A 12,753-nucleotide genomic window follows, 5' to 3' on the forward strand; every position below is an offset into this window, starting at 1 on the left:
GCCCGTCCTTCCGGGCGCGGCCGCCGGCGTAGGTCACGTGCCGTCTCGCCTCAATCGCCGCCCTCGGCCGCCGTGGCCGGCTCCAGGGCGGGCTCGGGCTCGTCCGCCGGCCGCCGCCGCGCCAGCCCGGCGCCGGCGCCGACGGCCGCGGCGCCCACGAGGCCGAACACCCCGGTCAGGACCCAGACGCCCGAACCCCACGCGTGCCACGCCGCGACACCGATCATGGGGCCGACGGCGTAGCCGACCTGCTGCGGGATCGTCGCCGCCGCGATGTATCGGGCGCGCAGCGCGGCCGGCGCGACGAGGCCGGGGTAGGCCATCATGGACGGCGCCGCGATGACCTCCCCGAACGTCCACACGACCGTCGCGAGGAGGAGCAGCGCGACGGGCGTCGGTCCGGTGTAGATCAGATGGCCGACGCCCAGCATCGCCATGCCGAACGTCATCGGCACCCCGATCGGCAGCCGCTGGAGCCACTTGGACAGCAGCACCTCGAAGGCGATGACGATGCCCCCGTTGACGGACAGCAGCATCGCGAACACCCGCTCGTCGTGACCCGAGCCCGTCACGAACAGCGGCAGGGCGGCCGACGACTGGATGTAGGTCACCGCGGTGAGGAAGAGGCCGAGCACCACGAGCATGAACCGCCGGTCGGCCAGCACCTGCCCGTAGCCGGCGCGCTCCCCGCCGGATCCGCCGCCACCGGGCGCGGGCTCGGCGTCCGACCGCAGCGCCACGTAGGCGACCACGCCGAACGCCAGCGACGTCGCCGCGTCCACGTAGAACAGCGCGCCGTAGGACGCGTAGGTCAGCAGCAGTGCGGCGCCCATCGGGCCGACCGTCGAGCCGACGTTGAACGTCAGCCGCAGCACCGAGAAGACCATCACGTGCCGGTCCTTGGGCGTGAGCTCGACGACCCACGCCATCGCCGCCGGGCGGTACGCCGTCGCGGTCAGACCCGCTCCCCCGGCGACGAGGGCGCCGATCCACACGTTCGGCACGTGCACGAGGGCCGCGGTGAGCGCCGCCGTGCCCGCCATCGAGCCGACGATGACCCAGCGGTACCCGACCCGGTCCGCGGCGGCGCCGCCCACCGCGGACCCGGAGATCCGGCCGACCATGAGCGCGGTCAGCACGACGCCGCTCTCCCACGCGGTGAAGCCCTCGCCGGTCAGGAACAGCACGAGGAACGCGTTGAGGAACGCCGCCAGGTTGCTGATCAGGTTGCCGAGGACCAGGATCCGGACGGTCCCGCTCATCTCGCGCAGCGTGGCGAGAATCGTCGGGTGCTCCGCGGACTTCATGGCGCCTGCTCCAGCGGGGTGCCCTCGAAGGTGAAGAACCGCCCGGCGTCCGGTATGGCGGCGCGGGTCTGGGCCGGCGTCTCCCCGACCGCGATCACGTAGCCGGAGCGGGCCAGCCCGTGCGGTGGCAGCCGCACCCGCGCGCCCGGTTGCGTGCCGAGTTCGACCTCGGCGACCGGCGGGCGCATCAGCTCCTTGTGCGCGGTCGCCGACGTGATCTCCATGTCGAACGGGGGATAGGCGAACCGGATGGACGCGGCCCTGCGGGGCCCCGGGAACCGCGGGGCCGGGCGGCGTCCCACCGCCACGTCCGCCGCCGCGAGCGGCCCGTCGACGCCGGAGGTCAGCAGCCCGAGGTAGGGGATCATCCCGCCGCCCAGCCGGACGTTGATCTCGATGACGTGCCTCGCGCCGTCCGGGGTCAGCTTGAACTCGATGTGCGTGAACCCGTCGGTGAACCCGACGGCGGCGTGCACGCCGGTCAGCGTGTCGCGGAAGTCCGCGTCCGAGAGCAGCGGGTCGTTGGCGTCGACGTCGTGGCCGATCTCCTCGAACGCCAGATCGCCGCTGCCGCCGAGCACCTTGCGCGCCACGATCAGCGGCGTGCACTCCCCCTGGAACAGGACGCACTCGACGGAGATCTCCGGGCCGTCGAGGAACTCCTCCACGACCACGTAGTCCTCGAACTGGCGGATGCCGCCCATCCGCGTCCCGTCGGTGAGCGCGAACGCGGCGTCCAGGTCCTCCGGCCTCTCGACCTTGCTGAGGCCGAGGCTGCCGCCGAGGTTGCGCGGCTTGACGATGATCGGGTAGCCGATCTCGCCGGCGAACGCGCGCGCCTCCTCCAGCGAGGCCACGGCGCGGGACGCGGGCTGCGGGAACCCGGCGTCCCGCAGCGCCTCCCGCGTCGCGGACTTGTCCCGGCACCGCGCCACCGCGCCCGGGTCGAGGACGGGGAACCCGAGCGCCGCGCTGAGGTGCGCGGACGTCTCGATGTAGACCTCGTCGTAGCAGAACACGCCGGCGACCTCGTGGTCGCGGGCGACCTCGCGGGCCGCCGCCGTCAGCTTGTCCAGGTCGAGGCAGTCGACGACGGTGTGTCCGTCGATGTAGGGCTCCTCCCAGCTCGCCGGGGACGGGTTGAGCAGCCAGAGCCGGTACCGCTGCGACACCGACTCCAGGATGTACTTGCGGTAGACCCAGTAGCTGCTCGCGACCAGGAGAAGGAGCGGACGCTCGCCGCCCGCGGGCGGGTCATACGACATACGGACCTCGATCGCAGGTTGTCAGGAGAAGTAGTCCTCGGGCCCGCCGCGGCGGCGGACGTCGAGGGTGGCGCAGTGGAAGCCGCCGCCGAAGGTGTTGACCGTGCGGAACGGGACGGGGACGGGGGTGAACCCCTCCTTCTCCAGCAGCCGCAGCAGGTCGGTCTCCTGCGCCTCGACGAAGATCCGGTCCTGGTCGAGCATCAGGGTGTTCATCGCGATCCACCGGCTGCAGAAGTACATCGTCTGGTCGGCGGGGATGGCGGGCTCCGGGCAGATCAGCACGTCCCAGTCGGCGAACATCTCCGGCAGTTCCGGCACCCGCTCGGGGTTGATCAGTACCCGGCCGGGACGCAGCGGGACGAACGTGGCGTTCATGTGCATCGGGTGGTCGTCGGCGAACGCGACCTCGTGCACCCGGAACTCGCCGCCGAGCAGCCGCCGCACCCACTCGATGCCGAACCGGTTGGTGACGTGGCTGCGCTGGACGAGGATGTCGCGGCCGAACCGCATGAAGTCGCCCGCGTCCACGATCGGCTCGAACTCGGTGATGACGGAGGTGGCGTCGGGGAACGGGTCGTCCAGGGACATGGCCTCCGGCTTGGCCGCGGCGTAGCCGGGGTTGAAGGACGCGTCGGTGAGCTGCGGCTTCGGCGCCGCGACCCAGCGGGCGCCGCGCCGGAAGTAGTCCTTGAAGATCGTCCGGAACGGGTGGGTGGCGAAGTAGTACGACCGCCAGCCCATCGTCGCCTCGACGATCTGGTCGCCGGCGACCAGGGCGATGTCGCGGGGGAAGGTGTGCGACGAGCCGCCGGTGGACGTCCAGTCGGCGGTCCCGAACGGTCGGGACTGGTCGACCGGGTCGGGGCGCCGGACCGTCACGCCCTCGCCCTCCAGGATCGACACGAACCCTTCGAGCTCCTCGCGGGCCGCCTCGACCTGGTCCTCCGGGAAGCCGCCGCCGCCGTTGCGGCGGTAGAAGTCCCACGCCTCGGGCGGCACGGTCGCCTCGATCGCCGGATGCCACGGCGGGACGGCGGCGCCGTCGACGACGCCGACGATCACCTCTTCCAGCGGGTCCCACTCGTTGTACGAGCCGACCGGGGCGGGCTGCCCGGCCGACGGCGCGTTCTCGGTCATCGCGACGTCCTCTCGACGGTTCGAACGGTCACCCGGGCCTCGGGCGAGGCGGCCTTCAGGCCGTGCAGGCGGCCGCGCGGCACCAGCAGCACGTCGCCGGTGCCGAGCCGGTGCGGGTGGTCGGTCGCCCACGCGTACACGTCCGCCTCGCCGCTCGTGACCTCCACGAGCCGGTCGGAGTCGTACACGCCGGTACAGAACGGGCTGTCCGGACGGAGCGTGCTCGACTCGGCGTCGTCCATCGCGGAGGACGCCAGCGCGGCGCCCGCCTCGGTGTACCGGTCGAGGCCGTCGGCCCAGGCGATCTGCGCGCGGAAGTCGGCGTCGCCGAGGCGCAGCAGCAGCTTGGTGTCCTCGATGCCGCGCACCAGCTCGGGGATGACGAGCTCGCCGTGCGTGCGGGCCAGGCCGAGCAGCAGGTTCTCGTAGGTCATCCGCCCGTGGTGGACGTCGATGTGCGCGTGCTCGTCGCAGTACTTGGCGTCCACGCGGTCGCCGTAGACGGCGCGGAGCATGGCGCCGGTGTCGGCGAACCCCTGCGCGAACAGCCACTCCAGGTACGTCACCGCGGCCATGTAGCGGAACATGCCGCGGTGGTCCTCGGTGAGCCAGTTGAAGTAGTTCACCCCGACCAGGGAGCTGGTCAGGTAGAAGTTCCAGTAGGCGTGCAGGTCGGTGCGCAGCCCGACGCTGGCCAGCATCTCCTTGAAGATCGTGCTGTGCTTGGCGCCGTAGAGCCCGTACCCGAACTCGTCGTTGAAGATCTTGAAGAGCTCGGACTGCTCGACGCCGTAGGAGCCGCCGAGGTTGCGCGCCATCGCCGACGCCTCGGTCAGCGCGTCCAGGGCGAGCTGGACGAGGTGCAGCGCCGCGGCCTCCTCCGGCCGCCGGCACTCGGTGATCAGCCGCATGGTCCCGGTCACCTCGGCCGCCGCGTCCACCGCCGGGTTGCTCCCGGACGCGTCCGCGGGCGCTCCGGCCCCGCCGACCTCGGCGAGGAAGTACGCCTGCAGCTCCTCCAGGGTCCGCACCGGCGGGACGGCGACGGCGTCGTCCAGGAAGGAGAAGGCGTACCGTTCCAGGCCCGGCCGGACGGCGTCGCGCAGCGCCCGTACCTCGTCGCCGTAGAAGAGCGCGAAGTCGTCCTTCGCCGAGGCCAGCCCGGCGGGCGGCAGCAGGATCATGTCGCTCTCGTAGGCGTTGCACAGCACGCGGCCGGCGACGAGCTGCCCGCTGCCGAGGAACTCGGCCTCCGTCGCCGGGACGGAGAAGTCCCGGTCGCCGGCGCCGGGCGGGCCGATCGGGCGCCGGAACGGGTTGCCCTCGATGAGGACCTCGGGCCCCGGCCGGAAGATCCGCTGCGAGCAGTACGCGGCGAGGGCGCTCGCCGCGGCCGCCGTCGGCGCCGCACCCGTCGTCACCATGCCCGTCGCCGGTGCGCCGATCGCCTCGGTAACGGTCGTCATGCGACCACCTCCTCGGACTCGACCTCGAAGCGGACGCACTCGCCGTCGTGGGCGGCGACCAGTGACACCGGCAGGTCCGGCTGGACGTGCAGCGGGACGGGCAGGCACTGGATCGCCTGCTTCCAGTGCGAGTCATGGCCGGGCGCGTTGTCGACGACGATCCCCGGCAGCAGTTCCATCTCGAACCAGAACGCGACCGCGTGCATCTTGCCCGCGGCCGTCGGCTGGACCGTCAGCTCGGTGCGCTGGGGCCGCGCGTCCGCGGTGTAGAAGTCGAACTCGAACACCGTCATCGGCTCCGACAGCGTCCGGTGCTCGTGCCGGTGCAGCCGGGAGTCGAAGTACTCCAGCGTGGACAGCCGGTTGAAGGGCGCGAGGTCGAACCCGTAGAGCTTGCCGACGTGGTTCTTGCGGTGCAGCGGCTCGCTCTCGATGAGCTGCGCGATGATCCGTCCCCGCGACGGCATGATCGTCGCGTCCGGGGCGAGGAGATGCTCGCGGGCGTGCGCGATCGTGCCGAGGATGCCCTCGCCGAGCAGCCCGCAGTCGACGATCTCGGTGACCAGCAGGCCGGCGCGCCTCGGCAGGTCCCCGGGCACCGTCATGCGGGTGGACATCTTCGACACGACGCCGACCGCGTCGTCGTACCCGGCCACCCGGACCACCCGCGCCGCCGTCTCGGCGACGGACGGCTGGCCCTCGCAGGCCACGACCTCGCGCGCCCCGGCCCGCGCCGCCATCATCGCCAGCAGGCCCGACCCGGCGCCGATGTCGAGGACCAGCGCCTCCGGTGCGGACGCCACCGCCTGCCGGATCGCCCTGTCGTACAGCTCGGCGCGCTCCTCGTCGTGCAGCATCTCCCAGTGCCAGCGGGGGACGGAGCGCCGGACGGCCCGGTTCCGGCCGATCAGGGCCTCCTGGTTGTCGGCGTCCATGCCGAGGATCAGTTCGAAGGCCCGGGCCGCGTCCTCGTAGCGGCCCTGGTGGTGCAGGTCGCGCCCCCACCTGAGGAACTCGCCGAGCTCCATTCCGTCACGGATCCCGGCGACCGCGCTCTGCGTCTGCGGCTGTGCGCTGTTCATCGGCTCTCGGCCCCTTCGTCGTGGGTCGGATCGGGCGGCAGGTTGGCGAGGATCTCCTTGTGGATGACCGAGACGGGGGCGCCCGTCTCCGGAAGGACGACGACGGCCTCGTCCCCGCTGCGCACCATCGGCAGGCAGGAGCGCTTCACGGCGGAGACGCCGACCTTGGTGCCGTGCCACGGGCAGCTGAGCCGCCGCCCGTCGGGGGTGCGGCGGGCCAGGCTGAGCGGGCCGCCGCGGTGCGGGCAGTGGTCGCGGACGAGCAGCGACCGCTCGCCCTCGTGCAGGACGAAATAGCGGTCGTGGCCGACCATCACGGTGTTGTGCCGGCTCAGATCCATCACGATGACGCGGGCCATCGGCTCCTCTTGTCTTCGGGCGCGGCCGGTGACGGGCGGGGGCGGCACTGGGCATGGCGCTGTCAGGCGGGGCGGGAGAGACGGGAGTCTCGGTGGGAGCGTCGGGGGTGGGGAGTGTCAGGCGGGAGAAACGGCGTGCAGCAGGCAGGCGGTCTCCGGCGTCGCCGGCCGGATCCCGTAGAGGCGTCCGCCGGGGATCAGCACGGCCTCGCCGCGCGCCAGCCGCTCGGGCGGTCCGGTGGGGGTCGTGACGAGGTCGGCCTCACCGTGCTCCACCTCCAGGACGACGTCGCCGTCGTGGCTGCGCGTGCCGAACGGGCTCTCGGCGGTCAGCGCGACGCGCTGCGGCGGTTCGGATCCGGTCCGCGCCGAACCGGCGAGCTCCCGGTGCCGGGGGAGGCCGTCCGACCAGCGGATCTGCGCCGCGGTGTCGTCCTCGAACCAGCCGCCGACGAGCCGCGCCTCCGCGATGCCGCGCAGGAGCTCGGGGACGACCCGCGGGCCGTGCCGCCCGGCCAGGGCCAGCAGCACCTGGTCCCGGGTGATGCGCCCGTGGTGCTCGTCGATGTGCGCGTGCTCGTCGCAGTAATGCAGATCGACGGTGTCCCCGAATATGCTGCGGAAGACTTTGATCATTTCCACGAATGCGGGCGCGAAAACAGCCTCCGCATAAGTGACGGCGCCCGCGTAGCGGAAGAACTTCGCATGGTCGCGGGACAGGTAGTAATAGTAGTTGTTCGTCGCCAGCGGCCCGGCCAGGTAGAAGTTCCAGTACGCGTGCACATGGGTCGCCATCGCGCGGCTGCGCAGCATTTTGGCGAAGATCGTGGTGTGCTTGGCGTCGTAGACCCCGTAGCCGAATTCATCGATGAAGATCTTGAACAGGGCGGACTGCTCGGGGCCGTAGGCGCCGGCGAGGTTGCGCGACATGGCGGAGGCCTCGGTGAGCCCGTCCAGCGCGAGTTGCACCAGGTAGAGGTCGGCGGCGCTCTTGCGGTCGCGGGCGTCGGCGATGGCGGTCAGCGCGGGCGACGGCCCGGCGGCGGCCTCCTCCACGACGTGCTGGAAGTAGGCCTCCAGCACCTCGGGCGTGGCGGCGCCGCTGACGTCCACGGCATCGTCCAGACAGCCGAACGCGAAACGTTCCAGTTCCGAGACCGAGGTCTCCCGGAGTTCTTTGAGGTCGCGCCCGTAGAAGAGGTCGAAATCCTCGTACAGGCCGTCGAGCCCCTGCTCGGGGAGCAGCACCGTCTCGGCCTCGTAGAAGGTCCCGAGCAGCCGGTGTGCGGCGAGGGAGCGATGGGTCGCCCAGTCGCCGGGGCCCGGCGGGCGGTCGAAGTCGGACTCGGCCAGCGAGCCGGGCACGAGCATGCGGCGGTAGGGGTTGCGGCCGTGGACGACCTGGGCGTCACCGCGGAACAGCGGATGGCCGGCGAACGCCAGGATCCGCTTTCCGAGGGTGCCGCCGGCGTGTGTGGCGGCAGGAGCCGCCTGCGGTTGAACTGTCATTAACTTGTACCGTTCACCTGACTACTCAAGGGTCGGGTGTAGCTGAAGGCGTGCGCGGCCGATTGTGTCGGCCATGGTCACTGAGAACGGCTTCCATTTGTTGGTGGGATGAACAAATGTCGCTGAGCGGAAGTGATCTATCACTAGCAGTAAGAGATCGCTTCCCCCTGGCTGCCGGGCAGATTAACAAAGGCTTCGGCCGATGATCAACGATTGATCTGGAACTTTGTGCCGGCGTTCGGATTTCCCGGCCCGGCGGCCGGACGTTTCGGTCCCGTCCAAAATGATCTTGTGGGCGTTCGGGCCGTTCGGCGCCGCGCCCCTCCCGCGCACCCTGACAGCCGTGCTGACCTCGTCGCCCCTCACGGTCACCGCAGGCGCGCACTACCGGCCGCCACGGCGCAACTCACCCATGACATCGGTGACTCCTGCTGGTCAGGAAGCTCCGGAGACACCCCCCGCTTCGTGACCGTAACCGGACGCCCGCCCCGCCTCCCGCCCGTGCCCGACGCGCGAGGCGTGGGGTCAGGGGGCGGTGGTGGTGCGGAAGGTGCGGCGGTAGGCGGACGGGGAGGTTCGCATCGTCCGGGCGAAGTGGTGGCGGAACGTCGCGGGGCTCTCGAAGCCGACCGCCGCGCCGACCTCCTCGATCGGCGCGCCGCCTCCCTCCAGCAGCGGCAGCGCGGCCAGGACCCGCTGGCCGACCACCCAGCGCAGCGGGCTCGTCCCGGTCCGCTGCTGGAAGTGCCGCAGGAACGTGCGTGGCGCGAGGCACGCCTCCCGCGCCATCAGGGCGACAGTGATGGGCTCGGCGAGGTGGTCGAGCGCCCAGGCCATGGCCCTCGCGACCGGGTCGTCCTCCCCAGGCGGGACCACCGCCGCCTCCACGAACTGCGCCTGCCCGCCGTCCCGGTGCGGCGTGACGACCAGCCGCCGCGCCACCGCGTTGGCGACCCGGGCGCCGTGGTCCTTGCGGACGAGGTGCAGGCACATGTCGAGACCCGCCGCGCTGCCCGCCCCGGTGAGCACGTCGTCGCCGTCCACGTAGAGGACGTCGGGCGTCACCCGGACGTCCGGGAAGCGGCGGTGCAGCAGGTCGGCGTACCGCCAGTGCGTGGTCGCCTCCCGTCCGTCCAGGAGCCCGGCGGCGGCCAGGGCGAACGCGCCCGAGCAGATGGACACCACGCGGGAGCCCCGCGCGTGCGCCTCCCGGAGCGCCGCGACGACCTCGGGCGGCGGGTCCCCGCGGACGTCGGGGACGGCGACGACCAGCACGGTGTCCGCCGACGCGAACGCGTCCAGACCGTGTTCGGCCGTCATCGTGAAACCGCCCACCGCCCGCATCGGGCCGCGTTCCAGTGAGCAGACACGCAGGTCGTACCAGGGGACGTCCAGCTCGGGCCTGGGCAACCCGAACACCTCGACGACCGTGCCGAGCTCGAACGGCGCCATGCCGTCGAACACCAGCACCGACACCGTGTGCCGGCGGGACGGGGTGGCGACGCGCATGGCGAGATCTTAGCGATAAGCGGCATTCACGCCACTTCCGGGCGCGGCGCCGCCACCGGAGGATCGAGGTGGCCACGAGAGACTTCTCACGTTCGAGGGAGCCCGCACATGAACGCAGTCAGCCCGGTGCCCGCCACCGCCGACGAGGCGCTCCGGCACTTCGCCGCCCGCCTGGCCTTCGAGACGGACGCGTCCGACGTGGCCGCCCGACTCGCCGAGGGGACGCCGGGCATCGTGGTCGTCGACACCCGGAGCGCCGAGAGCTGGGCGCAGGGCCACGTCCGGGGCGCCGTCCACCTGCCCACCGCCGAGATCGCCGAACGCGCCGCCGCGCTCGTCCCCGCGGGCGCGGACGTGGTCGTCTACTGCTGGGGGCCGGGCTGCAACGGCGCTCAGAAGGCGGCGCTGGAGTTCGCCAGGCTCGGCCGTCCCGTCAAGGAGATGCTCGGCGGATTCGAGTACTGGGCGCGGGAGGGCCACCCCGTGGAGACCGGTGGCGGCGCCGTCACGCGGCGTTCACCGGACCCGCTCACCGCCCCCGTCAACGGTGTTTCCTGTGCTTGCTGAGCGTGACGTGGCGCATGTTCCTTCCGGGACGGGGCATAAGGTCGTCCTCCGACGACGTTAGACTCTAGGAATCACTCTTCGGCGCCGACGACGGCGCCAGGCTCGTCCTTGCAGGCCACACCCACGCGGTGCCTCCCGAGACGTGCCCCCCTCTCGGAAGGTAATGCGTGACCACAGCTGCCGCTGAACAGAACCCCACCATGCCCGCCATCGCGGACGAGGAGAGGGTTCCCACCTTCGCCGAGCTCGGCCTCCCGCCGGTGCTGGTGAGCGCCCTGGTCCGCCAGGGCATCGAGGCGCCGTTCCCGATCCAGGCCGCCGCCATCCCCGACGTCATGACGGGACGCGACGTCCTCGGGCGCGGCAAGACCGGCTCCGGCAAGACCCTGGCGTTCGGGCTGCCGCTCCTGGCCCGCCTCGCCGGCCGCAAGGCCGCCCCCAAGCGTCCCCTGGCGCTGATCCTCGTCCCGACCCGCGAGCTCGCCCAGCAGGTCCAGACGAACCTGGAGCCGCTCGGCCGCGGGCTCGGCCTGCGCTTCAAGACCGTCATCGGCCAGACCTCGATGTTCAAGCAGATCGACGCCCTGCGCCGCGGCGTCGAGGTGCTCGTGGCCACCCCGGGCCGGCTCAAGGACCTGATGCGCCAGGGCGCCTGCGACCTGTCCGACGTCGAGATCGCCGTGCTCGACGAGGCCGACCACATGGCCGACATGGGCTTCCTGCCCGACGTCACCGACATCCTGGACGCCGCCAAGCCCGGCGGGCAGCGGCTGCTGTTCTCCGCCACCCTCGACAAGGACGTCGACGTCCTGGTCCGGCGGTACCTGCATGAGCCGGTCACGCACGCGATCGGCCCGGTGGACGAGTCCGTCGCCACCATGGACCACCACCTGCTGCTCGTGGCGCCCAAGGAGAAGAGCGCCATCACCGCCGAGATCGCCAACCGCGAGGGCCGGACGATCCTGTTCGCCCGCACCAAGCACGGTGTCGACCGGCTCGCCAAGCAGCTCACCCAGGCGGGGGTCCGCGCGGCGGGCCTGCACGGCGGCAAGAGCCAGGGCCTGCGCACCCGCACCCTCGCCGAGTTCCGCGAGGGCACCATCAGCGTGCTGGTCGCCACCGACGTCGCCGCCCGCGGCATCCACGTCGACGACGTGTCCCTGGTGATGCACGTCGACCCGCCCGCCGACCACAAGGACTACATGCACCGCGCCGGGCGCACCGCCCGCGCCGGCGAGCGCGGCACCGTCGTCACGCTCGTCCTGCCGCACCAGGTGCGCGCCACGTCCGCGATGACGCGCCGCGCCGGCATCAACGCGCCCCGGACCCGGGTGTCCGCCGGCGACTCCGAGCTGGTCAAGGTGACCGGCGCCCGGCAGCCGTCCGGCATCCCGATCGAGGAGCCGATCATCCCCGAGCGGCCGGCGCGCCGTGAGGGCGGCCGCGGCCGGCAGGGCGGCGGGCGTCGGGGCCGCGGCCCGCGCACCTTCGACCGCGAGGGCGGCAACCGCCGCCGCGACGGCGAGGGCGGGCACGGCGAGCACCGCTCCTACTCGTCCGGCGAACGCCGCGGCGGCCCCCGGACCGGCGGCGGCTCCCACGGCAACCGCCGGGGCGCCTCCTACGGGGGCGACCGCCGGACCGCCCGGACCAGCTGACCGACGACAGGAGAGCCCCGCCGGCAACGGCGGGGCTCTTCCGCGTTCCAGGTCGGGTGGCCGCCGCGACCGGACGGTCAGCCGGCTTCCTCGCTGAGGACGTCGCCCTCACGGGCGGCGGACTCGGCGCGCAGCCTGTCCTGGAGGATCTGCAGGCCCTCCAGGCCGTCCACCGAGAGGGACGCGAGCTCGTCCAGGGACATGAGGGGGTCGGTGCGCAGGGGCGGCTGCCAGCCGTTCTCCTTGTCGTGGCTGCGCAGGATCTTGGCCGGAACGCCGCCGATGACCGAGTGGTCGGGGAACTCGCCGCGGACGACGGCACCGCCGGCCACCGCGACGTTGCGGCCGAGGCGGGTGCCGGGAAGGATGATCGCCCCGGTGCCGATCCAGCAGCCGTCCCCGATCACGACCGGGTTGTTCTCCGGCCACTGCCGCCCGATCGGCGTGTGCAGGTCGCCGTAGGTGTGGTTCTGGTCGGTGATGTAGACGTTCGGGCCGGTGAAGACGTCGTCGCCGATGTCGATCGACTGGTGGCCGACGATGTGGGTGCCGCGGCCGAGCGAGCAGCTCCCGCCGATCCGGACGATGACGTCCGGCCCGAGGTCGAGGCCGGGCACGAACCCGGCGGAGATGGTGACGTGCGTGCCGACCAGCGTGTGGTCGCCGATCGAGATCCAGGGCTCGCCGTAGATCGCGCCGGTCGGGAATCCGATGCAGGCGCCCTCGCCCAGGTAGGCGAACTCGCGGCGGCCCGGCGTGTGCGGGGTGATCTCCCCGTGCCGCTGGATCCATTCCCAGGCGTGGTGCACGACCGTGTGCACGCCCTGGCGCGCCCGCTGCTTCACGCGGGCCGCCAGCACCTGCCGCAAGGGGCGTTTTGGCGACATGGCG

At 72.2% G+C, this 12,753-nt stretch carries 11 protein-coding genes; 2 read left to right on the plus strand and 9 right to left on the minus strand.

Annotated elements, in window-relative coordinates; genetic code table 11:
• Positions 1-50 precede the first annotated feature (50 nt).
• From BJ999_RS00980 to BJ999_RS01015, 8 genes are all read right to left on the minus strand, one after another.
• Positions 51-1,307 carry an MFS transporter gene (locus BJ999_RS00980; protein ID WP_179831483.1) on the minus strand — a complete coding sequence of 419 codons (1,257 nt, stop codon included), beginning with the start codon at positions 1,305-1,307 and terminating at the stop codon, positions 51-53.
• Positions 1,304-2,572 (minus strand): ATP-grasp domain-containing protein, encoded by a 1,269-nt coding sequence (locus BJ999_RS00985; RefSeq protein ID WP_179831484.1) that lies wholly within the window; start codon positions 2,570-2,572, stop codon positions 1,304-1,306. The genes BJ999_RS00980 and BJ999_RS00985 overlap by 4 nt, the downstream gene beginning before the upstream one ends.
• 21 nt (positions 2,573-2,593) lie before the next feature.
• Complete coding sequence (locus BJ999_RS00990) at positions 2,594-3,712, minus strand: amidinotransferase (protein ID WP_179831485.1); 1,119 nt, start codon at positions 3,710-3,712, stop codon at positions 2,594-2,596.
• Positions 3,709-5,178, minus strand: a complete 1,470-nt coding sequence (locus BJ999_RS00995) for an iron-containing redox enzyme family protein (protein WP_179831486.1) — start codon at positions 5,176-5,178, stop codon at positions 3,709-3,711. The genes BJ999_RS00990 and BJ999_RS00995 overlap by 4 nt, the downstream gene beginning before the upstream one ends.
• On the minus strand, positions 5,175-6,260 hold the full coding sequence (locus BJ999_RS01000) for a 50S ribosomal protein L11 methyltransferase (RefSeq protein ID WP_179831487.1): 1,086 nt from the start codon (positions 6,258-6,260) through the stop codon (positions 5,175-5,177). Before BJ999_RS01000 ends, BJ999_RS00995 begins: the two co-directional genes overlap by 4 nt.
• Positions 6,257-6,619: a Rieske 2Fe-2S domain-containing protein gene (locus tag BJ999_RS01005; RefSeq protein WP_179831488.1), complete on the minus strand. Its 363-nt coding sequence runs from the start codon at positions 6,617-6,619 to the stop codon at positions 6,257-6,259. The genes BJ999_RS01000 and BJ999_RS01005 overlap by 4 nt, the downstream gene beginning before the upstream one ends.
• Positions 6,620-6,736: 117 nt before the next feature.
• On the minus strand, positions 6,737-8,128 hold the full coding sequence (locus tag BJ999_RS01010) for an iron-containing redox enzyme family protein (protein WP_179831489.1): 1,392 nt from the start codon (positions 8,126-8,128) through the stop codon (positions 6,737-6,739).
• Positions 8,129-8,653: 525 nt separating this feature from the next.
• Positions 8,654-9,637: a helix-turn-helix domain-containing protein gene (locus BJ999_RS01015; protein WP_179831490.1), complete on the minus strand. Its 984-nt coding sequence runs from the start codon at positions 9,635-9,637 to the stop codon at positions 8,654-8,656.
• A gap of 108 nt (positions 9,638-9,745) precedes the next feature.
• Between BJ999_RS01015 and BJ999_RS01020 the strand changes: the two genes are divergently transcribed.
• Both BJ999_RS01020 and BJ999_RS01025 read left to right on the plus strand, forming a co-directional pair.
• Positions 9,746-10,204 carry a rhodanese-like domain-containing protein gene (locus tag BJ999_RS01020; protein ID WP_179831491.1) on the plus strand — a complete coding sequence of 153 codons (459 nt, stop codon included), beginning with the start codon at positions 9,746-9,748 and terminating at the stop codon, positions 10,202-10,204.
• Positions 10,205-10,404: 200 nt separating this feature from the next.
• Complete coding sequence (locus tag BJ999_RS01025; RefSeq protein ID WP_179831492.1) at positions 10,405-11,862, plus strand: DEAD/DEAH box helicase; 1,458 nt, start codon at positions 10,405-10,407, stop codon at positions 11,860-11,862.
• Between the two features lie 77 nt (positions 11,863-11,939).
• Here the strand turns inward: BJ999_RS01025 and BJ999_RS01030 are convergent, their stop codons facing one another.
• Positions 11,940-12,749 (minus strand): acyltransferase, encoded by an 810-nt coding sequence (locus BJ999_RS01030; RefSeq protein WP_179831493.1) that lies wholly within the window; start codon positions 12,747-12,749, stop codon positions 11,940-11,942.
• Positions 12,750-12,753: the final 4 nt, after the last annotated feature.

The organism is Actinomadura citrea (assembly GCF_013409045.1).
In the GTDB taxonomy this organism is placed as follows: domain Bacteria; phylum Actinomycetota; class Actinomycetes; order Streptosporangiales; family Streptosporangiaceae; genus Spirillospora; species Spirillospora citrea.

Coding starts and splice junctions, on each gene's coding strand:
- BJ999_RS00980 (WP_179831483.1), bottom strand. CDS start 1,307: ATGAAGTCCGCGGAGCACCCGACGATTCTCGCCACGCTGCGCGAGATG.
- BJ999_RS00985 (WP_179831484.1), bottom strand. CDS start 2,572: ATGTCGTATGACCCGCCCGCGGGCGGCGAGCGTCCGCTCCTTCTCCTG.
- BJ999_RS00990 (WP_179831485.1), bottom strand. CDS start 3,712: ATGACCGAGAACGCGCCGTCGGCCGGGCAGCCCGCCCCGGTCGGCTCG.
- BJ999_RS00995 (WP_179831486.1), bottom strand. CDS start 5,178: ATGACGACCGTTACCGAGGCGATCGGCGCACCGGCGACGGGCATGGTG.
- BJ999_RS01000 (WP_179831487.1), bottom strand. CDS start 6,260: ATGAACAGCGCACAGCCGCAGACGCAGAGCGCGGTCGCCGGGATCCGT.
- BJ999_RS01005 (WP_179831488.1), bottom strand. CDS start 6,619: ATGGCCCGCGTCATCGTGATGGATCTGAGCCGGCACAACACCGTGATG.
- BJ999_RS01010 (WP_179831489.1), bottom strand. CDS start 8,128: ATGACAGTTCAACCGCAGGCGGCTCCTGCCGCCACACACGCCGGCGGC.
- BJ999_RS01015 (WP_179831490.1), bottom strand. CDS start 9,637: ATGCGCGTCGCCACCCCGTCCCGCCGGCACACGGTGTCGGTGCTGGTG.
- BJ999_RS01020 (WP_179831491.1), top strand. CDS start 9,746: ATGAACGCAGTCAGCCCGGTGCCCGCCACCGCCGACGAGGCGCTCCGG.
- BJ999_RS01025 (WP_179831492.1), top strand. CDS start 10,405: ATGCCCGCCATCGCGGACGAGGAGAGGGTTCCCACCTTCGCCGAGCTC.
- BJ999_RS01030 (WP_179831493.1), bottom strand. CDS start 12,749: ATGTCGCCAAAACGCCCCTTGCGGCAGGTGCTGGCGGCCCGCGTGAAG.